Origin of the sequence: Klebsiella planticola (assembly GCF_000783935.2) — a bacterium.
In the GTDB taxonomy this organism is placed as follows: Bacteria; Pseudomonadota; Gammaproteobacteria; order Enterobacterales; family Enterobacteriaceae; genus Klebsiella; species Klebsiella planticola.
Window position 1 is genome coordinate 2,867,652 of the sequence record NZ_CP026047.1, and the last position, 25,003, is coordinate 2,892,654.

A 25,003-nucleotide genomic window follows, 5' to 3' on the forward strand; every position below is an offset into this window, starting at 1 on the left:
GAAAGCTGATGAAGATATAAAATAATGAACCCCGTTTGATTATGCACTTTATCTGAGGATGGCATATGCAAATGCTCGCGAAATTACCAGCGCGTCGCTGGTGGTATTTAATGCCGGTAATTTTTATTACCTATAGTCTGGCGTATCTCGATCGTGCGAATTATGGTTTCGCCGCCGCTGCCGGTATTGAAAGTGATTTAGGAATTACCAAAGGAACGGCATCGCTTATTGGTGCTCTCTTCTTCCTGGGCTATTTCTTTTTCCAGGTTCCCGGTGCCATGTACGCCGTAAAACGCAGCGTGCGAAAAATGATTTTCTTCAGCCTGGTATTATGGGGCTTTTGCGCGGCGGCCACCGGGTTTGTCAGCAATATTCCGATGTTAATGGTTATTCGCTTTACGCTCGGGATCGTCGAGGCGGCGGTGATGCCGGCGATGCTGATTTATATCAGCAACTGGTTTACCAAAACCGAGCGTTCACGCGCCAATACCTTCCTGATTCTTGGCAACCCGGTGACGGTATTGTGGATGTCGATTGTCTCCGGCTACCTGATTCAGTCCTGGGGCTGGCGGGAAATGTTTATTATCGAAGGCATTCCGGCGGTGCTATGGGCTATCTGCTGGTGGATTCTGGTGCGAGATAAACCGTCGGAGGTCTCCTGGCTGAATGCGCAGGAGAAACAGGTTCTGCAACAGGCGATGGATAGCGAACAGAGCCATATCAAACCGGTGCGCAACTATGGCGAGGCGCTGCGTTCACGCAACGTGATCATGCTGTGCGCTGTCCATGCGCTGTGGAGTATCGGGGTTTATGGTTTCATGATGTGGATGCCGTCGATTCTGAAAAATGCCGCGCAGATGGATATCGTCGCCGTCGGCTGGCTGGCGGCGGTTCCCTATCTGGCGGCGATTTGTCTGATGCTGACGGTCTCCTGGCTGTCGGATAAATTCCAGAATCGTAAACTGTTCATCTGGCCGCTGTTGCTGATTGCCGCCGTGGCGTTCTTCGGTTCCTGGATGATCGGCAATCAGTCTTTCTGGTTCTCCTACGGGCTGCTGGTTCTCGCCGCCGCCTGCATGTATGCGCCATATGGCCCCTTCTTCGCGCTGATCCCGGAGCTGCTGCCGCGCAACGTATCGGGGGTGTCGATGGGGTTAATTAATAGCTTCGGCGCGCTCGGTGCTTTCCTTGGCGCCTGGCTGGTGGGCTACCTCAATGGCATCATGGGCGGGCCTGGCGCGTCGTACACCTTTATGGCCATCGCGCTGCTGGCATCGGTGGTGCTGATGTACAACGTGCGGGCCAACGACGATCGAACTTCTGCGCTGATGACGACAAAAAAGCTTGCGGGTTAACAGAATCGAAGCGGCTGTGGTAAGGTTCTCTGCGAGCATATGAGTCGTTTGTCGCAGAGAACCCGATGAAAAACAACCGGATGACATTACAGGATATCGCGAACCTGGCCGGACTTAATAAAATGACGGTCAGCCGTTATTTACGAGACCCGGGCCAGGTATCGCAGCGTAGCCGTGAATTGATCGCTAAGGTCATGGAAGAGAACAACTATATTCCTAACCGGGCGCCGGAAATCCTGCTCAATGCTCGCAGTAAAACCATCGGCGTGCTGATTCCCTCCTTTCGCAACCAGATATTCGCCGATGTGCTCGCCGGTATTGAATCCGTCACTTCCGCCCACCAGTATCAGACCCTGATCGCCAATTACGGCTACGATCCGCAGCGTGAAGAGCGCGAAGTGCTCAATTTGCTCTCCTACAATATCGATGGGCTGATTCTAACCGGTAAGCAGCACACTGACCGCATGATCCAGTATGTCCGCGCTAGCGGCATCCCGGTAGCGGAGCTGATGGACATCGGCGGGCAGCCGCTCGATATCCAGGTGGGGTTTGATAACGAGAAAGCCGGCTGGGATATGGCTCATGCGTTTCTCGAAAGCGGCAAACGAAAAATCGCCTTTTTTGGTTCGATGGACGATCCCCGCGATCTGAGTCGTTTCCGTGGGACTGAACAGGCGGTGGCGGCCTGTGGCCTGAAGGCGTATCACATCACGCCGCGTACCATCTCCTCGGTGGCGCTGGGCCGTCAGATGTTCCTGCAAATGCAGCAATCGCACCCGGATATTGACGCGATTTTTTGTACCAATGACGATCTGGCAGTCGGCGTGCTGCTGGAGTGTCAGGCGCAGGGGATTGCGGTGCCGCAGGAGATAGCGATTGCTGGCTTCCACGGGCTGGAAATTGGTCGCGCGCGGCTGCAAAAAATCGCCAGCGTCATTACTCCTCGTTATGACATCGGTAAAACGGCGAGTGAAATCCTGATTGCCCGTCTGGCGGGGAAAGATGCGCCAGATAGCGTGAATTTGGCCTATCAGATATATTATGGCGATACGTTATAATTATTACCGGAATAGCAATATTCTTTTTTATTATTATCTATTGAATTTAGTTATGAAAAGTATTGTTCTCACCTTGAGTTTATTCCTGGTGGCGATCGTCGAATGAGCAAAACGTTTCGCTTATTATATTGCGAGACAAACAATCATTTTTAAAAAATAATACTGGTATCCGAAGGCGAATGTATGACATAACTAGCAAATAATGGAACCCGCATAAGGATACAGTGCTGTGAAGAATCTTATTGCTGAACTACTGGTAAACCTGGCGCAAAAGGAGGAAGAAGCAAAGGAACTGACGGTGCAGGTTGAGGCGCTGGAAGTTGTCGTGACGGCGCTGCTCCGCCATATGGCGCAGGATGCGCAGCAGGCATTAATTAACGATATTGAGCACGCTATTGAGCAGGCAAGCCCCGGTCCGCTGGTGGACGATCGCGATGCTCAGCTGTTGCAGCAATATATAAAAAAGCTGTTGCGGCATCCGCGTAGTTAGTTCTTTTGACAGGACATGGATGCTGTCATTTTACTGTCATCTCGCTTTTATAAAGTCTCCCTCGTTTTGTTTTTTAAGTATTTTTACATGGAGACGACAAAAGTGAAATTAAATGCCCTCGTTATTGCCCTGTTACCTCTGCTGGGCTCCCCGGTTATTCATGCAGAAACCACGGCTGCCCCGGTTCTGGAAAATCGTGCCGCTCAGGGCGATATCACGACGCCCGGCGGCGCGCGCCGTTTAAGCGGCGATCAAACTGCCGCGCTGCAGGCCTCGTTAATCAACAAACCCGCAAAAAATATTATTTTGCTGATTGGCGACGGGATGGGCGATTCTGAAATTACGGCGGCGCGCAATTATGCCGAAGGCGCCGGCGGTTTCTTTAAGGGCATTGATGCGCTGCCGCTGACCGGTCAGTACACGCATTATTCTCTGGATAAGAAAACCGGCAAACCGGATTACGTCACCGATTCCGCCGCGTCCGCTACCGCCTGGACGACCGGCGTAAAAAGCTATAACGGCGCGCTGGGGGTCGATATTCATGAAAAAGATCATCAGACCATCCTCGAGCTGGCGAAGGCCGCAGGGTTTGCCACTGGCAACGTCTCCACGGCAGAACTGCAGGATGCCACGCCAGCGGCGCTGGTTGCACATGTGACTTCGCGTAAATGCTACGGCCCGAGCGTCACCAGCGAAAAATGTCCCGGCAACGCGCTGGAAAAGGGCGGTAAAGGCTCAATTACCGAGCAGCTGCTGAATGCCCGCGCGGACGTGACCTTAGGCGGCGGGGCAAAAACGTTCGCCGAAACCGCGACGGCCGGCGAATGGCAGGGCAAAACGCTGCATGAACAGGCCATTGCCCGCGGCTACCAGATTGTCACCGATGCCAGCTCGCTGGCCGCGGTCAGCGAAGCCAACCAGGGCAAACCGCTGCTGGGCCTTTTCGCCGACGGCAACATGCCGGTACGCTGGGAAGGGCCGAAAGCCTCTTACCACGGGAATATTGATAAGCCGGCGATAACCTGCACTCCGAACAGCAAACGTGACGCTTCCGTTCCGACGCTGGCGCAGATGACCGAGAAAGCGATCGGTCTTCTGAGCAGCAACGAGAAAGGATTCTTCCTGCAGGTTGAGGGCGCCTCTATCGATAAACAGGATCATGCGGCGAACCCGTGCGGTCAGATTGGCGAAACCGTCGACCTTGATGAAGCGGTACAAAAAGCGCTGGAGTTTGCCAAAAAAGAGGGTAACACGCTGGTCGTTGTCACCGCTGACCACGCGCACTCCAGCCAGATTATTCCGGCCGATTCCAAAGCTCCGGGCCTGACTCAGGCGCTGACGACCAAAGACGGCTCGGTGATGGTCATGAGCTACGGCAACTCGGAAGAGGAGTCGATGGAACATACCGGCACGCAGCTGCGCATTGCCGCCTACGGTCCGCATGCCGCAAACGTGGTGGGGTTAACCGATCAGACCGATCTGTTCTACACCATGAAAGCCGCGCTGGGTCTGAAATAAGCCGCTGCCGATGGCGAATTGTGGTCATCGGCTGGTTTTTTTCCCATCAGCGACCAGACTTACAGAGATTGACTGACAAAAGGATGGTGTGATGAAAATAACATTGTTGGTAACCCTGCTTTTTGGTCTTATCTTTGTGACGGCGGTGAATGCCGCGGAAAAAACGCCCACGCCCCAGCAGCAAAAAATGACGACCTGCAACAAAGAGGCCTCGTCGAAAACGCTGAAAGGGGACGAGCGTAAAGCGTTTATGAGTCAGTGCCTCAAGAAAGATGCGCCGGCGCCGGAAAGTAAGGGGCTGACGCCTCAGCAGCAAAAAATGCGCGAGTGCAACGCTCAGGCGACCCAGCAGTCTCTGAAAGGGGACGATCGTAATAAGTTTATGAGCGCCTGCCTGAAGAAACAGGGATAAGCGTGCCTCTGTCGAAGCAGACGGCGTAAAAACGGGTGAGGAGACTCCTCACCCGATATCAACATGAGGCGGGGATCAGGAGCGGCTGAGCTTCTCTGATTTTTCCATGCATTTGACCATGGCCTCGATGACCGCAGAGCGGAACCCTTTCTCTTCCAGTACCCGCACGGCTTCGATGGTGGTGCCGCCTGGCGAGCAGACCATATCTTTCAGCGTCCCCGGATGTTCCCCGCTTTCCAGAACCATCTTTGCCGACCCCATCACCGCCTGAGCGGCAAATTTGTAGGCCTGAGCGCGTGGCATACCGCCGAGAACGGCAGCGTCCGCCATCGCTTCAATAAACATGAAGACGTAGGCCGGCGCGGAACCGCTCACGCCCACCACCGGGTGGATCATCGGCTCAGCGATAATTTCAGCCTGGCCGAAGCAGCGGAAAATCGTCAGCGTTTCGGCGACCTCTTCGCTGGTCACCAGCGCGTTAGGCGTCACTGAGGTCATCCCGGCGTTAACCAGCGACGGGGTGTTCGGCATCGCGCGGACGATCTTGCGATCGTGGCCCAGCGCCCGTGCCAGCTGATCGAGGGTGACGCCAGCGGCAATTGAGATAACCAGCGAGTCTTTATTCAGGCTGGAGGCGACTTCGCTGAGCACTTTAATCATGATCCCCGGCTTGACCGCGCCGAAAATGATATCGGCGACCTGAGCGACTTCCTGTGCGCTCTGCGCGGCATTGATGCCGTACTGGTCGTGCAGGGCCGCCACTTTGTCCGGCGACGGGGTGTAGACCCAAATTTGCCCAGGCTGCACCTGTCCGCTGGCGATCAGACCGCCCAGAATGGCCTTACCCATATTCCCGCAGCCGATAAAGCCAATTTTCTTCTCCATCACCGTTCCCCTTTGCTTATTTTGTCGTGAGTTCTCTAGCTTATCACTCCAGCGCTTCCCCGGGGGACAAAAGCAGGTGACAATGATGGCTCCCTTTTTCGTCGACAGGAGCCGGAATGGCTATTTGGGTTGATGCGGACGCGTGTCCGAACGTCATTAAAGAGATTTTATTCCGCGCCGCCGAGCGTACGCAGACCTCGCTGACGCTGGTTGCCAACCAGCCGCTGCGGGTGCCGCCATCGCGGGTGATCCGCACGCTGCGCGTGCCGCAGGGGTTTGATGTGGCCGATAACGAAATTGTCCGCCTCTGTGAACCGGGCGACCTGGTGATTACCGCCGATATTCCGCTGGCGGCGGAAGTTCTGGCCAAGGGCGCTGCAGCCTTAAATCCGCGCGGCGAGCGCTACAGCGATGCGACCATTCGCGAACGTCTGACGATGCGTGATTTTATGGAAACGATGCGGGCCAGCGGCGTACAAACCGGCGGCCCGGATAGTTTGTCGCAGCGCGATCGGCAACAATTCGCCGCCGCGCTGGAGAAGTGGCTGTCAGAGACAAAACGCCCGCAGGGTTAAACCCAGCTGTCGTCATCGCCGCCGAAATCGTCGTCGTTACCCATACCCGCGTCGAAGTCAGAGTTCCAGGTGTTGTTATCCGCGAGGAACTGATTATCGTCCTGACGGAACGGATCGTCCGCGGCGGACAGTTCCTGCGTCTGGTTAAGGTCAGGCTGCGGTTTTTCTTCAATAATATTGACGATTTCCTGCGGATGCGAGCCGCTGAACATATTGGTCAGCATGTTGCCCAGCACCACGCCGCCTGCCACACCTGCCGCCGTTTGTAGCGCGCCGGCCATAAAGCCGCCGCTGCTGCGCGCCGCCTGCGGCGCATAGTTTTGCTGCGGCATTTGCGGCGCATACTGCGGTTGCGCGCTGGCCTGAGGGCGGCCATATTGTTCGGCCCCAGGAATGGGGTCGGAGCCGCGGCTCTGACCGCCGCCAAACAAGCCGGAGAGGAACCCGCCGCTGCTCGGTTTTGCCGCCTGTAGTTGCGTCACCTGGCTTTCCAGCGCCTGGATACGATCGTTGAGCTGCTTGATGGCGGCTTCCTGGATCAGTATCGTTTGCGCCATGTAATAGGGCGCGGCGGGCTGCTCTTTCATGTGTTGCGCAATCCGCTCCTCGGCGCTGGCATCGCGCGAAGCGCTCTGCGTCCCGGCCTCTTTCAGGCGGGAAAACAGTCCATCAATAAGGCGTTGTTCTTCAGATTGCATGGTACTTTCCTCTGTCATACTGGTCGTTTAGCGTCAGAGTGCGACTGAACGCGCCATGTTGTAAATATGTTGATGCGTAAAGCTATGCATAAATGTGTTACCGTTTACGCCAGCCAGCGGCTGAAAAATAACCTTTTTGAATAAGTAAATCTGGAATAACACTTAATGCAATGATAGGTTTACGCGATAAATCCTTTTGCCATCTGTGGTGAACAGGTTTTGTTAGAGCGATGTAACGTTTGTTTTACGATCATTGCCGGCGATTTTGCCGGTGCCATTGCTTACTCTTCGTATTCATTTTCCCGCGATATGCGGAACCAGGGGGTCTTCGGTAATGACATTGCCAATCTTTCTCATCGGGCCGCGCGGCTGCGGTAAAACGACAATCGGCCATGCGCTGGCGCGGGCGCGTCATTACCAGTTCACCGATACCGATCATGCGCTGCAGGAGCGCGAGCAGCGTACGGTCGCGACTATTGTTGAGCAGGAGGGCTGGGCGCGTTTTCGTGAGCTGGAATCAGAGGCGCTGAAAGCGGCCACGCGGCCGGAAACGGTGGTTGCGACCGGCGGCGGCATTATTCTGGCTGAAGTTAACCGCCAGTTCATGCGCGAAAACGGCGTGGTGATTTACCTGCAGGTGCCGGTTTCGGCGCTGATCGCCCGCCTTGAAGCGTATCCGAAAACCGAGCAGCGGCCGACGCTGACCGGCAAACCGGTACGCGATGAAGTCGGCGAAGTGCTGGCGCAGCGGGAAGCGCTGTATCGCGCAACCGCGCATCATATTATCGATGCCACCGCGACGCCGGATGACGTCGTCGGACAAATTCTGGCGACGTTGCAGAATGTCTCTGCGCCGCAAGAGGCTCAATGCGCCGAGACCGCAAGGGAGTAGGGGGAGCCGGCCGCGCGGCGAGTTAAGACTTTACTGACGGTAAACGATGCAGGGGCCCCTATACTTAATAGCTCTGATCGCCGAAGAAGGAAGAGCTATGCCAACCCAACCTCCATATCCGAGAGAAGCGCGTATCGTTGCCGTTGCGAAAGGGCCCGCAGGTCAGGGGGAGACCTGGTATCAGCTGCGTGCCGATTTCCCGACGCCCGATTCACTGATCAGTGAACACCCCACCGAGCAGGAAGCGCTGGACGCGAAACAGCGCTACGAAGACCCGGATAAATCATAATCTCGCCCGCCCGGAATTCTCTTTACGCAGAGTAATACCGGGCCTCCATCACATTTTTAATTCATCAGCCCTGCTGATGATTCCCTAAGGTACGGATTTTTCAGGCACGCGCCTGAGGTCACATCAATCTTTACATTCAACGGCGGCGGTAAGCTGCTACGCTTCTGGACGGTTGATTTTTAGTCAACAGGGGGGCGAAGTGGTGTGCAGTAAGCCTGTGCTGAAGCAGTGGTAGTGAAAAGGTACGTGATATGAGTACAACGATGGCAATTTTAACCGTTGGCGTGGTACCGGTGGCTGAAGTTTTGCCGCTTTTAACCGAACATATCAGGGAAGAGCAGATCACTCATATTAGCCTGTTAGGCAAAATGACGCGTGAAGACGTTATGGAAGATTATGCTGTTGATTCCGGCGATGAATGCCTGCTGACGTTATTGAATGACAACCAGCCGGCCGAGGTTTCGCGCCAGAAGGTCGAGCGTGATTTAAAGCATATTATCGCGATGCTCGACAGGCAAGAATATGATGTCATTCTGTTTTTGAGTTCCGAAATGCTCAGCGGCCTCACGGCGCGCAATGCCATTTTACTGGAGCCGCAGCGGATTATTCCGCCGCTGGTGGCGTCGATTGTTGACGGTCATCAGGTCGGGGTTATCGTTCCCGTTGAGGAGGTGCTGCCCATGCAGCGGCAAAAGTGGCTTTCGTTAGATAACGCGCCTTACTATGCGTTAGCCAACCCGATAAGCGGCAGCGATAGTGATTTATTGAGCGCCGGACGGGCGCTGCTGGAGCAGGGCGCCGATGTGCTGGTGCTGGACTGCCTGGGTTACCACCAGCATCATCGCGACGTATTGCAAAAAGCGCTGGATGTGCCGGTTCTGCTGTCAAATGTGCTGGTTTCCCGGTTGGCTGCAGAACTATTAGTTTAACATGGTCCGATAGATTAATTTTGCGTGACAGGGGCAAGGAGCGCCCCCTATATTGAGGCTTCAACAAAAGATCATAAGGGCTTGTTTATGCTTCAAAGCAATGAATACTTCGACGGAAAAGTGAAATCGATTGGCTTCACCAGCAGCAGCACCGGTCGCGCGAGCGTCGGGGTGATGGCAGAAGGGGAATATACCTTTGGTACCGCGCAGCCGGAAGAGATGACGGTGGTGAGCGGTGCGCTGAATGTGCTGCTGCCGGGGGAAACCGAGTGGAAAGTGTATGCCGCCGGTGAAGTGTTCAATGTCCCAGGCAACAGCGAGTTTCATCTGCAGGTGGCTGAGCCAACCTCTTATCTGTGCCGCTATCTGTGATTCATCGCCTTCCTGCTGCGGCAGGAAGGCATGTTGCCCGCTTTGTCGGGCGCACCCGGCGCTGATTAGCGCTGTGCTTCTCCGCCCAGAGCTTCCACCAGATTCTGAATCAATGCCGCCAGTTCGCCGGTCATCAGAATAAAGTCGGCGTCAAAACGCTGAGCGAAATCTTCCCGGTCAATATCTTCATTCTGGTCACGCAGTTCGTCGCAGAATTTCAGACGTTTGATTGAACCATCATCGCACATCAGGAACTGAATACGCTGCTGCCAGTCGAGCGCCAGTTTGGTGACGACTTTCCCGGCTTCAATATGCACGGCGATTTCATCGCTGACCAGATCCTGTTTCTTCGCCCGAATGACGCCGCCGTCTTCAAGCATGGCTTTCAGTTCGGCTTCATCCAGCAGCTGGAAACCTTGAGCAACGGTCCCGGAGCGGACCCATTCGGTCAACGTCAGCTCGATCGGGTTTTCCAGCGCCAGCGGAACGACCGGCAGAGAACCTAAGGTTTTACGCAGCAGCGCCAGCGTATCTTCCGCTTTCTTGGCGCTGGCGCAGTCGACCATGATCAGCCCGTTGACGGTGTCGATCCACATCATTGTCTGGCTGAAACGGCTGAAGGCGCGCGGCAGCAGCGAGTGCAGCACTTCGTCTTTCAGCGAATCTTTCTCGGTTTTTTTCAGCTTACGGCCCTGATCGGCTTCCAGCTTGAGGATCTTCGCCTCCAGCGCCTGTTTGATCACCGGTGACGGCAGGATCTTCTCTTCTTTGCGTGCGCAGATCACGATCTGGCCATTTGCGGTATGCGTCAGCGCATCGCTGTGCGAACCCATCGGCGATACCCAGCCGGTCTTCGCCATATCCTGGCTACCACAAGGGGTAAATGTCAGCCCGGCCAGCTGTTTTTCCATCTCCTCGGCACGCAATGAAATCTCGCGGCTGAGACGGTAAACCATTAAATTTTTGAACCACAGCATGATAATTTCCACGGCGTTGTCGTTAAATCCAGCGGGCATGATAGCGAATTGTCGCTATGCTTGCATTGTTAATCGGGGAGAGGAGCTTACAGTGCGTATTGGTATTGATCTGGGCGGCACAAAAACAGAAGTCATTGCTCTGAGTGACCAGGGAGAGCAGTTATTTCGCCACCGTTTGCCGACTCCACGAGAGGATTACCGGCAAACGATAGAGAATATCGCGACGCTGGTCGGGATGGCGGAGCAGGCCACCGGGCAGCGCGGCAGCGTTGGCGTCGGGATCCCGGGGTCGATTTCACCCTATACAGGGGTAGTGAAAAATGCCAATTCTACCTGGCTCAACGGTCAGCCGTTTGATAACGATCTGAGCCAGCGCTTAAATCGCGAAGTACGCCTGGCGAATGATGCCAACTGCCTGGCGGTTTCCGAAGCGGTAGATGGCGCCGCCGCCGGGGCGCAGACCGTGTTTGCGGTGATTATCGGCACCGGATGCGGCGCGGGAGTGGCGATAAATGGCCGTTCCCACATTGGCGGCAACGGTACCGCCGGGGAGTGGGGGCATAACCCGCTACCGTGGATGGATGAGGATGAACTGCGCTATCGCGCCGAAGTGCCGTGCTATTGCGGTAAGCAGGGATGTATCGAAACCTTTATCTCCGGTACCGGTTTTGCCACGGATTACCAGCGTCTGAGCGGCCAGTCGCTAACGGGCAATGCGATTATGCAGCGGGTTGGCGAGCAGGATCCGTTGGCCGAACAGGCGCTGAAGCGTTACGAGATGCGTCTGGCGAAGTCGCTGGCCCACGTGGTCAATATCCTCGATCCGGATGTGATAGTCCTCGGCGGCGGCATGAGCAACGTTGAACGCCTCTACCAGACGGTGCCTGAGCTGGTGAAACCATGGGTATTCGGCGGGGAGTGCGAGACGCCGATTCGAAAAGCCGTACACGGCGACTCCAGCGGCGTGCGCGGCGCGGCCTGGCTGTGGCCGCTGTAAAGCAGCGTGACCCCGTTGCCCTGCTCGGCAGGTGCAACGGGGGGAATTACAGAACGGGGATCTCGTCGAGGCGATAATAAATCGGCAGCCCCCTTTTTTTCCCTTCCTCGACATCAAGATCGGCACCCCGGGACTCCCCCGGTATACGCAAAATCGCGTCGCAGCGGCTAATCAAACGATGCGCGACGGGATATAAAAACTCTTCGCTGATCGGATCGCCTGTTTCTTTTGAACCTGCGGCTTTGGCAATAGGTAAAGCGAGCCACTCGCCAATAACAGGAATATGCCCTTTACGATAAATACTCAGCGCAACCTGTGCCATGGCGTCCAGGTTGGCAGCAATCAGTTCCGGGTGATTATTGGTACCGCTGCGGACGGGGCCCGCAACCAGAATAAGACAACTTTTCATCTCTAAGACCTTCTTAATATATGAGCGGGAAGACGGGAAACCCGATGGATATCCGGAAAGGCGCTTTTACCTGGCGCGTACCTGTCGGGTATGTTGACCTTCGCGTTTGTGCACGAATGACGGTGTTAATCGATTTTTCCGCTTTTTGGTGCCTGAAACGTCATGTCTATGCCTGTTTATTCTCATTAAGGAAAGATAAATGAAATTAACATGCATATTCGTGCATTATCAAGATAATTCGTGAAGTGGCGGCAGGAATAATGCGCCGGGGGAAATACGACCTTTCCCCTAAGGGAAAGGTCTTCAGCGGAGGAATCGCCGGGGGTTACTCGACGGAAAACATTTTATCCAGCCGGCTGTAGCCAAGGCCGTTGATTTTCTTAACTTTGATCTGCACCGGAATCCGCTCTTTCATTGCTTCAACGTGGCTTATCACGCCGATCACCTTACCGCTGGCATTCAGGGCGTCGAGCGCATCCAGCGCAGTATCGAGCGTTTCGCTATCGAGCGTGCCGAACCCTTCATCAAGAAACAGCGAATCGATGCGCGTTTTGTGGCTCACCAGATCGGACAGCGCCAGCGCCAGCGCCAGGCTGACAAGGAAGCTTTCACCGCCGGAGAGGGTTCGGGTATCGCGTACCGCATCCGCCTGCCAGGTATCAACCACTTCCAGCTCCAGTGCTTCGCTGGCCTTGCGCTGAAGCTGGTAGCGCCCGTGCAGGCGATTGAGCTGATGGTTCGCCAGCCAGACCAGGTTATCCAGCGTTAGCCCCTGGGCGAATTTACGGAACTTATCGCCCTCTTTAGAACCGATCAGCGCATTAAGCCATGCCCAGTCCTCGAGCTGCTGCCCGGCCAGCGCGATCTCCTGATGCAATGTCTGCTGGCGTTGCTGGTTCCCGGCGTTCTGTTTCAGCTGTTGGCGGATCTCTCCCTGGCGGGCGCTGTTTTCCCGCAGCTGCGGCGCCAGCTGGAGCAGACGGGCCTGGACCTGCTCCAGCGGTTGGGTGAGGTCGACGTCTGCCGGCGGTTGCTGCTGATGCCGGGCAAGCGCATCGCGGGCGCGCAGCGCCAGGGCGTTATTTTGCTGTACCGCATTTTCCAGCGTCTGTTTAAGCCGCTCCAGCCGCTGGCGCGTCTCTTCGTCGAGCATGGCAGCGAGAAAGGCCTGCTGGTCGGCAAACGGGCTGCTGGAGAGTGCGGCAGCGAACCGGGTTTGCGTCTCCCGCAGCGCTTCCTGCTGCTGGCTCTCCTGCTGGCTCAGCGTCCGCCACTGGCTTTGCAATGCCAAACAGTCGTCGTGCACCTGACGCCAGCCCGTCAGCGGCGCCGGATCGGCTATCTCGTCCGTTGGCGGAAGGGACTCCGGCTCTGTCTGCGGAAGCGTATCCAGCAGCGGCGTCAGCTGTTGAAGCTGCTCCTGAAGCGCAACAAATTGGTTCTGTTTTTCCTGCCACAGGCGGCTCTCTGCTTCCCGCTGCGCCAGCCACTCCGCCGTCCGATCGGCCTGCGGAACGCTGAGCGCGAAGGGCGAGAGTTCCGCCTCCAGCTGCGCGCGCCGTTGTTCCTGCTCCTGCTGGAGCTGCCTGAGCTGTTGCTCGCCCGCCTGCTGCTGGGCCTGCCAGGCCAGTCGCTGCTGGTGCTGATACAGCTGCTGTTCGCTCTCCTGCTGGGCCGCCAGCCAGCCGGGAATATCATCCTGCGGCTGCAGTTCGCAATGGAGTCCGCTGATGGTTGTCTGCCATTGCGAGGTGAGCGCTTGCTCCTGCTGGAGGAGTGAGTCCAGCTCTTCTTTCTCTTTAACCTGTTGTTTAAGCAGTGCCTCAAGCTGACCGCGTAGCTGGGCGCCTTCTTCCGTCAGCTGTTTGACTTCACGCTCCAGACTATCCCGGCGGGCCTGATTCACGCCGGGTTCCAGCGCCCGGTATTGCGCGACCGCCGGGTGTTCGCTGGAACCGCACAGTGGACAAGGGCTCCCGGGCTGCAGGCGAGCGCGCTCTTCCTCCAGCCCGACAATGCGCGCTTCCAGCTCACAAATAGCCTTCACATCGCTGAATTGCTGATGTTTTTCTTTGTATGCCAGCCGGCGCTGGGCCAGGGTTGTTTCCAGCTTTTCCTGCTCCTCGCGGCGGGCCTGCTCCGCGGTTTGCAACTGCTGCTGACGCTGACGAAGCGGCAACAGTCGACTGTGCAGCGTCGAAAGCTGCTGGCGCAGCGGGCGAGCGGCGGCGTGCTGCGCCAGGCTGGCGGTAACCTGGTCGGCATCCAGCGTCAGCGCCGCAGGCGGCAGCTCCGAAAGCTTGCGAGTGGTTTCCGCCAGGCTCTGCTGCACGGCGTTCTGCTGTTGGGCATCGCGCGCCTGCTGCTGGAAGACGGCCCGCCAGCCCGCCAGCGAGTTTCCCCACTGGCGATAGCTATCGTGTTCTTTAAGCCACAGGTTGAGGGCGTGATGGGCATCCTGTAAGCGCGTCATCTGCCGGCTGGCGGCAAGGCGAATCCCGGCGCGCAGCCGCAGCCTGTCCTGTAAGCGAGTATTCACTTCCTCCACCTGGCGGTGGGTTTGCGCCAGCTCGGCGCTTTGCTCCTGCTGCCGGGTCCACAGCGGACGCAGCTGCTCTGCCGGCTGCGCGTTGAGCAGCGCAGCGAGCTGCGGCTGGGCCTGCTCCAGCGCCTGCTGCGCCTCCTGTAGCCGGATCTGCGACTGCGAGGCTTCCGCGCTGAGCTCCTGCTGGCGCAGCAGCCACTGCTGCGTCGCCTGCAGGCGGGTTTGCTCAGCGAGCTGTAGACGCTCTTCATCAGTAAGTGCTTGCAAACTTTGCTGTAATGCCTGCTGTTGCTCATCGCTCAGCAGCAGAACGCCGGACGCCTGGGCCTGAAGTTTCTCCAGTTCATTGCGGGCAAGTTTATGCTTTTCAAACACCTGTGCTGAAATTTGACCGTAGATTTCGGTGCCGGTCAGCTCTTCCAGCAGCTCAGCGCGTTCTTTCGGTTTGGCATTGAGGAACGCGGCGAACTGGCCTTGCGAAAGCAGCATTGAGCGGGTAAAGCGACCGTAATCCAGTCCGGTGAGCGAAGCGGTAAGTTCGAGCTTATCTTTGACTTTATCGGCGAGGATCTGCCCATCGTCGCAGCGCGCCAGCTCAACGCGCGGGGCCTGCAGGTTGCCCTCCGGCTGATTGCGGGCGCGGTTCTGGCTCCAGAAGGCGCGATAGGCGGTCCCTTTGACCTCAAATTCCACTTCCGCCAGACATTCGGCGGTATCGCGGGTCATCAGATCGTTTTGCGATTGCGAGACGCTGCTCAGACGCGGCGTTTCGTGATACAGCGCGAGGCAGATAGCGTCCAGCAGAGTGGTTTTCCCGGCGCCGGTGGGGCCGGTGATGGCAAACAGCCCGTTGCTGGCGAACGGTTCTGCGGTGAAGTCGATTTTCCATTCGCCTTTTAACGAGTTGATATTTTTCAGGCGCAAACTCAGAATTTTCACAGGTGCTCCTCACCATTCAGACTATGCAGCGTTTCGTTGAACAGCTGCGTCAGGCGCAGCTGCTGCGCCTCTTCCAGCGTTTCCTGCGCCAGGCGGCGTTCAAACACCTCCTCGACCTGCAGTTCGCTCAGCGTCTCCCGCCGCTCGCCCGCCAGGATGCGTTCACGTTGGGCGCGGCTGCGGCGAACCAGCAGCACTTCCACCGGCAGATCTTCGGTCTGAGCCTGAATTTTGCGCTGAATATCATGGAGATATTCGTCACTGGTAATTTCAATATCCAGCCAGACGACCGGCTCCTGAGGGGCGTCCCGCCACTGGGTGAGCTGTTCGCTGATGCTGGAGAAATCGCCTTTCAGCACCGCCAGCGGCTGCGTCACCGGCACCGTCAGAGGAAGCACCTCCGTCAGTTGCCCGTCGGTGAAGGTCACCAGATTGACGCTTTTGCTTTTTCCTGTCTCATCAAAGCTGAGGGCGATGGGGGAGCCGCTGTAGCGAATATGTTCGCTGCCGCCAATCTTTTGCGCCCGGTGAATATGGCCGAGGGCAATATAATCAACGGGGGGAAAATGGCTGGCGGGAAATGCCTCCAGCGTGCCGATGTAGATATCGCGCACCGCATCGCTTTTGCTGGCGCCGACGGTGGTCAGGTGGCCGCTGGCGACGATCGGCAGCGGTCGATCGCCGCGCAGGGCGCAGGCCGCTTCGTACTGCTGCTGATAATAGTCGCTGATGGCGTTCAACAGCAGCTGCTGTTTTTCGCCGCTGGAGTGTCCGGCCTGGCTGGTGACCAGCTCGCGCGGGCGCAGGAAGGGGACCGGGCAAAATATGGCGCCGGGGGTGCCGTCGCGCTGCGGCAGAATAAAGGGGGCATGGCCGGCGCTGGCCACCACCGTGGTTTTCAGAAAGGCCAGAATATCGCGGGATTCATTCAGCGTCGCCACCGAATCGTGGTTGCCCGCCAGTACCACCAGCTGGCAGCCGGTCTGTTGAAGCTGAACCACAAAGCGGTTATACAGCTCGCGAGCGTAGCTTGGCGGCGAGCCGGTATCAAAGATGTCGCCGGCGACAATAATGGCATCGACCTCGTGCGCCTGCGCGCTGGTCAGCAGCCAGTCGAGAAAGGCCGAGTGTTCGGCGGCGCGGCTCTTGCTGTAAAAATTCTGGCCAAGGTGCCAGTCAGAGGTGTGGATGATGCGCATAAGTATTCCCTGGCGAAAAAGCATGGGCGCATTATATACCTGTCATCCGGCAGGTTGCCCCTTTAACGCCTGCAGGATCGATTGTTACTCCTTGTCATTATTCAAAATCCGCTATCATATGACGGTCATTTTCTTCATAAATCTGTCACAAAACTGACGCATAATGGCGCCGCACTCTATACTGATGGCTAAAAAATACAGGGTAAATAATGGCGAGAAGAATTCTGGTCGTTGAAGATGAAGCTCCGATCCGCGAAATGGTCTGCTTTGTTCTTGAGCAAAACGGCTTTCAGCCCGTCGAGGCGGAAGATTATGACAGTGCGGTGAATCAACTCAATGAACCCTGGCCTGATTTGATTCTCCTCGACTGGATGCTGCCGGGCGGATCGGGTCTCCAGTTTATCAAGCTGCTCAAGCGTGAGGCGATGACCCGCGATATCCCGGTCGTCATGCTCACCGCCCGCGGTGAAGAAGAGGATCGTGTACGTGGTCTGGAAACCGGCGCCGATGATTACATCACTAAGCCTTTTTCACCGAAAGAGCTGGTGGCGCGAATCAAAGCGGTGATGCGCCGTATTTCGCCGATGGCTGTGGAAGAAGTGATTGAAATGCAAGGGCTTAGCCTTGACCCTTCTTCCCATCGCGTGATGACCGGAGAAAGTCCGCTGGACATGGGGCCGACGGAGTTTAAATTGCTACACTTCTTTATGACTCACCCGGAACGCGTCTACAGCCGTGAACAGCTGCTGAATCACGTCTGGGGGACGAACGTGTATGTAGAAGACAGAACGGTGGATGTGCATATTCGCCGTCTGCGTAAAGCGCTGGAACATAGCGGCCATGACCGGATGGTACAAACGGTCCGCGGCACGGGATATCGTTTCTCCGCCCGTTTCTGAATCTCGACAGGAGTGTGAACCGTGCTGGAACGGCTGTCATGGAAAAGGCTGGCGCTTGAGCTTTTCTTATGTTGTATCCCGGCCCTGATTCTTGGGGCGGTGGTGGGTTATCTGCCGTGGTTTTTGCTGGCGGCAGTAACCGGACTTCTCATCTGGCATTTCTGGAATTTATTACGTCTTTCATGGTGGCTATGGGTCGACCGTAGCATGACGCCACCGCCGGGAAGCGGCAGCTGGGAACCGCTGCTCTACGGCCTTCACCAGATGCAGATGCGCAATAAAAAGCGCCGACGCGAACTGGGCAGTCTGATCAAACGCTTTCGTAGCGGGGCGGAGTCGTTGCCCGATGCGGTGGTGCTGACGACGGAGGAGGGGGCCATCTTCTGGTGTAATGGTCTGGCTCAGCAGATCCTCAATCTGCGCTGGCCGGACGACAGTGGACAAAATATTCTTAACCTCCTGCGCTACCCTGAATTTGCTCACTACCTCAAAAACAGGGATTTCTCAAAGCCGCTCAATCTGGTCCTCAATACTGCTCGTCATCTGGAGATCCGCGTCATGCCCTACAGCGACAAACAGTGGCTGATGGTGGCGCGCGATGTGACGCAGATGCACCAGCTGGAAGGCGCGCGGCGCAACTTTTTTGCCAACGTCAGCCATGAGCTTCGCACGCCGTTAACGGTACTGCAGGGCTATCTGGAGATGATGCAGGAGCAGGTGCTGGAAGGGATGACGCGCGAAAAAGCGCTGCATACGATGCGCGAGCAAACCCAGCGCATGGAGGGGTTAGTCAAGCAGCTGCTGACGCTGTCGCGGATTGAAGCGGCGCCGACGCTGGCCATGAATGACAAAATCGACGTGCCGATGATGCTGCGGGTGGTGGAGCGAGAAGCCCAGACGCTCAGCCAGCAGAAGCAGACGCTCCACTTCCACGTCGATGAGACGCTGCTGGTGCTGGGCAACGAAGAGCAGCTGCGAAGCGCGATGTCCAATCTGGTGTATAACGCGATTAACCATACGCCAGCGGGGACGGAGATTACCGTCAGCTGGCAACGGGCGCCGCATGGCGCGTTGTTCAGCGTCGAGGATAACGGTCCGGGGATTGCGCCCGAGCACATTCCGCGTCTGACCGAGCGCTTCTATCGCGTGGATAAGGCGCGTTCGCGGCAAACCGGCGGCAGCGGTCTTGGGCTGGCGATTGTCAAACATGCGGTAAATCATCACGACAGTCGCCTGGAAATTGAGAGTACGGTAGGCAAAGGGACGCGTTTTAGTTTCTTACTCCCGGAACGTTTAATTGCCAAAAAAAGCGCCTGAACGCGCCCTTGTCAACATGACTTGCCAATGACCAGCTTCGGCTGGTCATTTTCGTTTGCAGTCACTTTTTAGCCGCGTAATTAATGAACGCCTGCTGCTTTTTTGTTCGCATGATTAGCCGGAGGTTTTCCTTAGATATGGTCAATAATCCCGCTCATAAAAATAGACTTAGCATAATCATCTGCTTTTGCGATCCCGCCTTGCATTAAAACGTTATAAGCGTTTAAATTGCCCCCCATGCAGTCGCAGACAGACTGTTTTTGCGTGGTAATTCAAAAAACAATTCTTTCCCACGCGTGTTCGGGAGCATATCCCGCTGATTTTTCCGGCAACCACCGCTGTATCCTCCCTCAGGGGAAGACACGGTATTTTCCGTTTGTTAACAACACCACATCCACAGGCAGTAATGAATTTATGACCCATCAGTTAAAATCTCGCGACATTATCGCGTTGGGCTTTATGACCTTCGCGTTGTTCGTTGGCGCAGGCAACATTATCTTCCCTCCGATGGTGGGTTTACAGGCTGGTGAACACGTCTGGACCGCCGCTATTGGCTTTCTGATTACCGCCGTGGGTTTACCGGTGCTGACGGTTGTGGCGCTGGCGAAAGTCGGCGGCGGCGTGGAAAGCCTGAGTACGCCGATTGGCAAAGTGGCCGGCATCCTGCTGGCGGTGGTCTGTTACCTGGCCGTTGGCCCGCTGTTTGCGACGCCGCGTACCGCAACGGTCTCTTTTGAAGTCGGGATTGCCCCGCTGACCGGCGACGGCGCGATGCCGCTGATGATTTACAGCGTGATCTATTTTGCGCTGGTGATCCTGGTTTCGCTCTATCCGGGCAAACTGCTGGATACGGTGGGGAATTTCCTTGCACCGCTGAAAATTATTGCGCTGATCATTTTGTCCGTTGCGGCAATTATCTGGCCGGCTGGCTCGATCAGCAATGCGCTGGAAGCTTACCGCACCGCGCCGTTCTCTAACGGCTTCGTTAACGGCTATCTGACCATGGATACGCTGGGTGCAATGGTGTTCGGTATCGTCATTGTTAACGCCGCGCGCTCTCGCGGCGTAACGGAAGCGCGCCTGCTGACCCGCTACACCGTCTGGGCCGGACTGATGGCCGGCGTGGGGCTGACGCTGCTGTATCTGGCGCTGTTCCGCCTCGGGTCTGATAGCGCGACACTGGTGGATCAATCCGCTAACGGCGCGGCGATTCTGCATGCCTATGTCCAGCACACCTTCGGTGGCGCGGGGAGCTTTATGCTGGCGGCGCTGATTTTCATCGCTTGTCTGGTGACCGCGGTGGGCTTGACCTGCGCCTGTGCGGAGTTCTTCGCGCAGTACCTGCCATTATCCTATCGCGCGCTGGTATTTATCCTCGGCATTTTCTCGATGGCGGTCTCCAACCTGGGGCTGAGCCATCTGATTCAGATTTCGATTCCGGTGCTGACGGCTATCTATCCGCCATGTATCGCCCTGGTGGTCTTAAGCTTTACCCGCAACTGGTGGCATAATTCGTCCCGCGTCATTGCGCCGGCCATGTTTATCAGCCTGATGTTTGGTATCATTGACGGCATTAAATCGTCGGCGTTCGCGGAGATGTTACCGGCCTGGACCTCGCGTCTGCCGCTGGCTGAGCAGGGGCTTGCCTGGCTGATGCCTACCGCCGTGATGGTGGTTCTGGCGGTGATCTGGGACCGTGCGGCAGGACGTCAGGTGACCTCCAGCGCGCATTAACCGACGGTTTTAATCAGTGTTAAGCCACGGGACTTTGGGTCCCGTGGTTTTTTGTTTTTCAGGTAATCCTCTTTTGCGGCCTGCTCCGGCGAAGGTCTGAAGAGAAAAACGGCATGGAATACGATGGAAAGTAGTAACAAACTTAAGCGCGGGCTAAGTACCCGGCATATCCGCTTTATGGCGCTGGGATCCGCAATTGGTACTGGCCTGTTCTATGGTTCAGCTGACGCCATTAAAATGGCGGGCCCGAGCGTCCTGCTGGCCTATATTATCGGCGGCGCGGCCGCGTACATCATTATGCGTGCGCTGGGAGAGATGTCGGTACATAACCCTGCCGCCAGCTCATTTTCCCGCTATGCGCAGGATTATCTCGGTCCGCTGGCGGGCTATATCACCGGCTGGACCTACTGCTTTGAAATTCTGATTGTCGCGATTGCCGACGTGACGGCTTTCGGGATTTATATGGGCGTCTGGTTTCCGACGGTACCGCACTGGATATGGGTGCTCAGCGTGGTGCTGATTATCTGCGCCGTCAATCTGATGAGCGTTAAGGTCTTCGGCGAGCTGGAGTTCTGGTTCTCGTTCTTTAAAGTTGCCACCATCATCATCATGATTCTTGCCGGTTTCGGCATCATTATCTGGGGGATCGGCAACGGCGGACAGCCTACCGGCATCCATAATCTGTGGAGCAACGGCGGCTTCTTCAGCAACGGCTGGCTGGGAATGGTGATGTCGCTGCAGATGGTGATGTTCGCCTACGGCGGGATAGAGATCATCGGCATCACCGCCGGTGAAGCGAAAGACCCGGAGAAATCCATTCCGCGCGCGATTAACTCGGTCCCGATGCGCATTCTGGTGTTCTATGTCGGCACGCTGTTCGTGATTATGTCCATTTATCCGTGGAATCAGGTGGGCACTGACGGCAGCCCGTTCGTTCTGACCTTCCAGCATATGGGCATTGCGTTTGCCGCCAGCATCCTTAACTTTGTGGTGCTGACCGCCTCGCTGTCGGCGATTAACAGCGACGTCTTCGGCGTCGGACGTATGCTGCACGGCATGGCCGAGCAGGGCAGCGCGCCGAAGATTTTCGCCAGGACTTCGCGTCGCGGGATCCCGTGGGTGACGGTGATGGTGATGACCGTTGCGCTGCTGTTTGCGGTCTATCTTAACTACATCATGCCGGAAAACGTCTTCCTGGTGATTGCGTCACTGGCCACCTTCGCCACCGTCTGGGTGTGGATCATGATCCTGCTGTCGCAGATTGCCTTCCGCCGTCGCCTGTCGCCGGAAGAGGCGAAAGCGCTGAAGTTTAAGGTACCGGGTGGCGTCGCCACGACTGCCGTGGGTCTGGTGTTCCTCGTCTTTATTATTGCGCTGATTGGCTACCATCCGGACACCCGTATCTCGCTGTACGTCGGTTTCGCCTGGATTGTGCTGCTGCTGGCTGGCTGGCAGTGGAAAACTCGCCGCGACCGCCAGCTGGCGCAGGCACAGTAACGCTTCCCCCGCGCCTGTCCGATTTGGCAGGCGCGCTCTCCACCCCCATTATCCTCCCCCAATAATTCCTGTGATGATGAGTCATCCGCCTGTGGGCTGTGGCAAGGTGTGCCCATTCTACAGAGAGAGGAATGACGATGTTGAAGGCATGGCACCTGCCTGTGGCTCCGTTTATCAAGGAGCAGCAGGAACGACTCTTTATCACTTTATGGCTCAGCGGCGACGATCTGCCGCAGCGGGTGACGTTGCGTGCGGAAGAAGATAATGAAGAGCTCTCGCTGCCAATGCACCGACTGCGCCAGGAACCGCATCCGGGCGTTGTTGCGTGGCGGGGCGAAATCAATCTTGCCAGCGGCCAGCCGCGTCGGCGCTACAGTTTTAAGCTACTGTGGGCGGATCGTCAGCGCTGGTTCACGCCGCAGGGCTTTAACCGTTTTCCGCCGGCGAGGCTGGAGCAGTTCGCCGTCGATCTGCCGGATAGCGGCCCGCAGTGGGTGGCCGATCAGGTCTTTTATCAAATTTTCCCTGACCGTTTTGCGCGCAGCGAGACGCGAGAAGCGGAACAGGATCGGGTCTATCATCATCACGCCGCCGGGCGCGACATTGTCCGGAAATCGTGGGATGAGCCGTTAACCGGCGAAGCGGGCGGCTCCACCTTTTATGGCGGCGATCTTGACGGCATCAGCGAGAAACTGCCGTATCTCAAGCAGCTTGGCGTGACTGCGCTCTATCTGAACCCGGTATTTGTCGCCCCCAGCGTGCATAAATACGATACCGAAGATTATCGCCGCGTCGATCCGCAATTCGGCGGCGACGGCGCGCTGCTGCGTCTGCGCCACAACACGCAGCGCGAAGGGATGCGTCTGATTCTTGACGGTGTGTTTAACCATACCGGCGATTCGCACGCCTGGTTCGACCGCCACCAGCGCGGCAGCAGCGGGGCGTGTCACCATGCCGATTCGCCGTGGCGCGACTGGTTTACCATCTCTCCCGAAGGGGAAGCGCATAGCTGGCTGGGCTACGCCAGCCTGCCTAAGCTGGATTATCAGTCCGCAAGCCTGGTGAATGAAATCTACGCCGGAGAAGACAGTATTGTCCGCCACTGGCTGAAAGCGCCGTGGAGCATGGACGGCTGGCGGCTGGACGTGGTGCATATGCTGGGTGAAGGCGGCGGGGCGCACAACAACCTGCGCCATATTGCCGGTATTACCGCGGCGGCGAAGCAGACGCAGCCCGAATCCTTTGTCTTTGGCGAGCATTTTGGTGACGCCCGCCAGTGGCTCCAGGCGGATGCTGAAGATGCCGCCATGAACTACCGCGGTTTTACCTTCCCGCTGTGGGGATTCCTCGCCAATACCGATATCTCTTACGATCCGCAGAAGATTGACGCGCAGACCTGCGTCGCCTGGATGGATAACTATCGCGCCGGGCTGTCGCATCAGCAGCAGCTGCGGATGTTTAACCAGCTGGACAGTCACGATACCGCGCGATTTAAGTCGCTGCTGGGCAGAGATGTCGCACGCCTGCCGCTGGCGGTCGTGTGGCTGTTTTGCTGGCCGGGCGTACCCTGCATCTACTACGGCGATGAAGTGGGCGTCGATGGCAACAACGATCCCTTCTGTCGTAAACCCTTCCCGTGGGATCCCGCCCTGCAGGATACCGTGCTGCTGGGGCTGTATAAGCGGATGGCGAAGCTGCGCAAAGCCAATAAGGCACTGCGATACGGCGGCTGCCAGGTCATTTATGCCGAAGAGAACGTGGTGGTATTTGCTCGTGTGTATAAGCAGCTGCGCGTGCTGGTGGCCATCAACCGCGGCGAAGCCTGCGAAGTGGTTGTCGAGGATTCGCCGCTGCTGGACGTTGGCGCATGGCAGGTGCAAGAGGGCGCCGGTACGTTGCATGATGGCGTGCTGAGCCTGCCTGCTATTTCCGCCAGCGTCTGGTTCAGCCGTCAGGAGTAGAGCTGGTTCAGGAACGGGTCGCGAAGAATCGCCTCCCGCCACCAGCGCTGGGCGAGGCCGTCGTTATCGCTGCGCCAGGCGATATAGGTGAGATCTTTCTCGCGGCAGGAGAGAACCGGCTTTTCTATCAGCTCCCCGTTCTCCAGCCACGGCTGTGCGATATGGCGAGGTAAAAAACCGCAGCCCAGCCCGGCGCGCAGCAGCGCCACCTTGCTGGCAAAATCGTCGACGCGAATTTGCGGCTGTTCAGCGAGGAGGTTGCTGTTGAGCGGATGGCAATAGCGGGCGCTGTCGCTAATCACCACCGCGCGATGCAGGCTCAGCTGCTTGTTGTTGAGCGGCTGCGTCGCTTCGGCGAGCGGGTGAGCGGGGGCGACAACGAAGACATTATCCAGCGCGCCGACCATTTTCCACGACCATTCGGCGGAGGTGGGCGGTTCGTTGATGGCGCCGAGAATAATATCTGCGCCGTTGCGGGTCAGCTCTTCCCAGGAGCCGGCCAGCGTATGGTGGGTAAAGTTGAGCCGGGTTTGCGGGTTTTGCGCATAAAAAGCGTCGATCAGCGGCAGCAGACGTTCAAAAGGGAAAGAGGCATCGAGCGCGATATCCAGATCCCGCTCCCAGCCGGCTTCCAGCTGGACGGCCTGTTTTTCCAGATCTTTTGCGGCGTTGAGCAGCAAACGACCCTTTTCCAGCACCATTCGGCCGGTATCGGTAAATTTCGCCCGATGACCGCTGCGATCCAGCAGAGTGATATCCAGATCGCTTTCCAGCTTCTGGATCATATAGCTCAAGGCGGCAGGGGTCTTATACAACGACTCTGCGGCGGTGGCGAAAGACCCGTGGGTATCTAACGCGTCCAGAATCAGCAGAACATCAAGGTTTAAGCGCATCCATTACTTACCGGTTAACAAGGGTGACTCAGTTTTACCGAAGCCGGATGGTCAATGCCAGTGAATAATTTAGAACCCTTTCGCGTAAATTTTTGATAAGCATTGCTAACCAGACAGCCAGATTTTTATATTTTTACCCCATTGTCTTCCTCTCTTTCCGCCT

The 25,003-nt window shown here is 56.9% G+C and carries 23 protein-coding genes; 16 read left to right on the plus strand and 7 right to left on the minus strand.

Annotation, left to right across the window (positions count from 1 at the left end; translation table 11 throughout):
- The first annotated feature begins 65 nt into the window (after window positions 1-65).
- The 5 genes from MC50_RS13890 (at window position 66) to psiF (ending at window position 4,833) form a co-directional block, all read left to right on the plus strand.
- Window positions 66-1,355: an MFS transporter gene (locus MC50_RS13890; protein ID WP_032689295.1), complete on the plus strand. Its 1,290-nt coding sequence runs from the start codon at window positions 66-68 to the stop codon at window positions 1,353-1,355.
- Window positions 1,356-1,420: 65 nt separating this feature from the next.
- Window positions 1,421-2,413, plus strand: coding sequence for a DNA-binding transcriptional regulator IdnR (gene idnR, locus MC50_RS13895; protein WP_032689294.1), 993 nt, complete (start codon window positions 1,421-1,423; stop codon window positions 2,411-2,413).
- Between the two features lie 229 nt (window positions 2,414-2,642).
- Window positions 2,643-2,903, plus strand: a complete 261-nt coding sequence (gene iraP, locus MC50_RS13900) for an anti-adapter protein IraP (RefSeq protein WP_004858488.1) — start codon at window positions 2,643-2,645, stop codon at window positions 2,901-2,903.
- Window positions 2,904-2,990: 87 nt separating this feature from the next.
- Window positions 2,991-4,421, plus strand: coding sequence for an alkaline phosphatase (gene phoA / locus MC50_RS13905; protein ID WP_032689323.1), 1,431 nt, complete (start codon window positions 2,991-2,993; stop codon window positions 4,419-4,421).
- 91 nt (window positions 4,422-4,512) lie between these two features.
- Window positions 4,513-4,833, plus strand: a complete 321-nt coding sequence (gene psiF, locus MC50_RS13910; protein WP_032689293.1) for a phosphate starvation-inducible protein PsiF — start codon at window positions 4,513-4,515, stop codon at window positions 4,831-4,833.
- Between the two features lie 75 nt (window positions 4,834-4,908).
- Here psiF and proC read toward each other — a convergent pair whose 3' ends face one another.
- Entirely contained in the window at window positions 4,909-5,718 is an 810-nt protein-coding gene (gene proC, locus MC50_RS13915) for a pyrroline-5-carboxylate reductase (RefSeq protein ID WP_032689292.1), read from the minus strand.
- A 116-nt stretch (window positions 5,719-5,834) separates the two neighbouring features.
- Between proC and MC50_RS13920 the strand changes: the two genes are divergently transcribed.
- On the plus strand, window positions 5,835-6,293 hold the full coding sequence (locus MC50_RS13920; protein WP_032689291.1) for a YaiI/YqxD family protein: 459 nt from the start codon (window positions 5,835-5,837) through the stop codon (window positions 6,291-6,293).
- Here the strand turns inward: MC50_RS13920 and MC50_RS13925 are convergent.
- Window positions 6,290-6,991: a DUF2076 domain-containing protein gene (locus MC50_RS13925; RefSeq protein WP_047664176.1), complete on the minus strand. Its 702-nt coding sequence runs from the start codon at window positions 6,989-6,991 to the stop codon at window positions 6,290-6,292. The two genes, MC50_RS13920 and MC50_RS13925, sit on opposite strands and share 4 nt — an antisense overlap.
- 334 nt (window positions 6,992-7,325) lie before the next feature.
- On the opposite strand from MC50_RS13925, the gene aroL reads away from it, so the two are divergent.
- The 4 genes from aroL to ppnP all read left to right on the plus strand — a co-directional run bounded on the left by aroL (window position 7,326) and on the right by ppnP (window position 9,473).
- Window positions 7,326-7,883, plus strand: coding sequence for a shikimate kinase AroL (gene aroL, locus MC50_RS13930; RefSeq protein WP_032689289.1), 558 nt, complete (start codon window positions 7,326-7,328; stop codon window positions 7,881-7,883).
- A gap of 97 nt (window positions 7,884-7,980) precedes the next feature.
- A complete protein-coding gene (locus tag MC50_RS13935; RefSeq protein WP_004858514.1) occupies window positions 7,981-8,172 on the plus strand; it encodes a YaiA family protein in 192 nt (63 codons plus the stop codon).
- 251 nt (window positions 8,173-8,423) lie between these two features.
- A complete protein-coding gene (locus tag MC50_RS13940; protein WP_099001304.1) occupies window positions 8,424-9,101 on the plus strand; it encodes an AroM family protein in 678 nt (225 codons plus the stop codon).
- An 87-nt stretch (window positions 9,102-9,188) separates the two neighbouring features.
- On the plus strand, window positions 9,189-9,473 hold the full coding sequence (ppnP, locus tag MC50_RS13945; RefSeq protein WP_002890284.1) for a pyrimidine/purine nucleoside phosphorylase: 285 nt from the start codon (window positions 9,189-9,191) through the stop codon (window positions 9,471-9,473).
- Between the two features lie 65 nt (window positions 9,474-9,538).
- On the opposite strand, the gene rdgC is transcribed toward ppnP, so the two are convergent.
- Window positions 9,539-10,450, minus strand: coding sequence for a recombination-associated protein RdgC (rdgC, locus tag MC50_RS13950; RefSeq protein WP_032689287.1), 912 nt, complete (start codon window positions 10,448-10,450; stop codon window positions 9,539-9,541).
- Window positions 10,451-10,541: 91 nt separating this feature from the next.
- On the opposite strand from rdgC, the gene mak reads away from it, so the two are divergent.
- A complete protein-coding gene (gene mak, locus MC50_RS13955; protein WP_032689286.1) occupies window positions 10,542-11,447 on the plus strand; it encodes a fructokinase in 906 nt (301 codons plus the stop codon).
- 46 nt (window positions 11,448-11,493) lie between these two features.
- Here the strand turns inward: mak and MC50_RS13960 are convergent, their stop codons facing one another.
- The 3 genes from MC50_RS13960 to sbcD form a co-directional block, all read right to left on the minus strand.
- A complete protein-coding gene (locus MC50_RS13960; RefSeq protein WP_032689285.1) occupies window positions 11,494-11,856 on the minus strand; it encodes an NUDIX hydrolase in 363 nt (120 codons plus the stop codon).
- Between the two features lie 325 nt (window positions 11,857-12,181).
- Window positions 12,182-15,340, minus strand: coding sequence for an exonuclease subunit SbcC (sbcC, locus tag MC50_RS13965; protein ID WP_047664179.1), 3,159 nt, complete (start codon window positions 15,338-15,340; stop codon window positions 12,182-12,184).
- Window positions 15,337-16,539: an exonuclease subunit SbcD gene (sbcD, locus tag MC50_RS13970; RefSeq protein WP_047664180.1), complete on the minus strand. Its 1,203-nt coding sequence runs from the start codon at window positions 16,537-16,539 to the stop codon at window positions 15,337-15,339. The genes sbcC and sbcD overlap by 4 nt, the downstream gene beginning before the upstream one ends.
- Window positions 16,540-16,748: 209 nt before the next feature.
- On the opposite strand from sbcD, the gene phoB reads away from it, so the two are divergent.
- The 5 genes from phoB (at window position 16,749) to malZ (ending at window position 23,947) form a co-directional block, all read left to right on the plus strand.
- Window positions 16,749-17,438, plus strand: coding sequence for a phosphate response regulator transcription factor PhoB (phoB, locus tag MC50_RS13975; protein WP_004204861.1), 690 nt, complete (start codon window positions 16,749-16,751; stop codon window positions 17,436-17,438).
- Between the two features lie 21 nt (window positions 17,439-17,459).
- Complete coding sequence (phoR, locus tag MC50_RS13980; RefSeq protein ID WP_032696562.1) at window positions 17,460-18,755, plus strand: phosphate regulon sensor histidine kinase PhoR; 1,296 nt, start codon at window positions 17,460-17,462, stop codon at window positions 18,753-18,755.
- Between the two features lie 414 nt (window positions 18,756-19,169).
- The gene (gene brnQ, locus MC50_RS13985) at window positions 19,170-20,489 is read left to right on the plus strand and encodes a branched-chain amino acid transporter carrier protein BrnQ (protein ID WP_032689281.1); all 1,320 of its coding nucleotides are present in this window, start codon (window positions 19,170-19,172) and stop codon (window positions 20,487-20,489) included.
- A 123-nt stretch (window positions 20,490-20,612) separates the two neighbouring features.
- Window positions 20,613-21,986, plus strand: a complete 1,374-nt coding sequence (proY, locus tag MC50_RS13990; RefSeq protein WP_032689280.1) for a proline-specific permease ProY — start codon at window positions 20,613-20,615, stop codon at window positions 21,984-21,986.
- Window positions 21,987-22,123: 137 nt separating this feature from the next.
- Window positions 22,124-23,947 (plus strand): maltodextrin glucosidase, encoded by a 1,824-nt coding sequence (gene malZ / locus MC50_RS13995; RefSeq protein WP_047664183.1) that lies wholly within the window; start codon window positions 22,124-22,126, stop codon window positions 23,945-23,947.
- Here malZ and MC50_RS14000 read toward each other — a convergent pair.
- Window positions 23,938-24,840 (minus strand): LysR substrate-binding domain-containing protein, encoded by a 903-nt coding sequence (locus MC50_RS14000; RefSeq protein WP_032696560.1) that lies wholly within the window; start codon window positions 24,838-24,840, stop codon window positions 23,938-23,940. The two genes, malZ and MC50_RS14000, sit on opposite strands and share 10 nt — an antisense overlap.
- Window positions 24,841-25,003 lie beyond the last annotated feature (163 nt).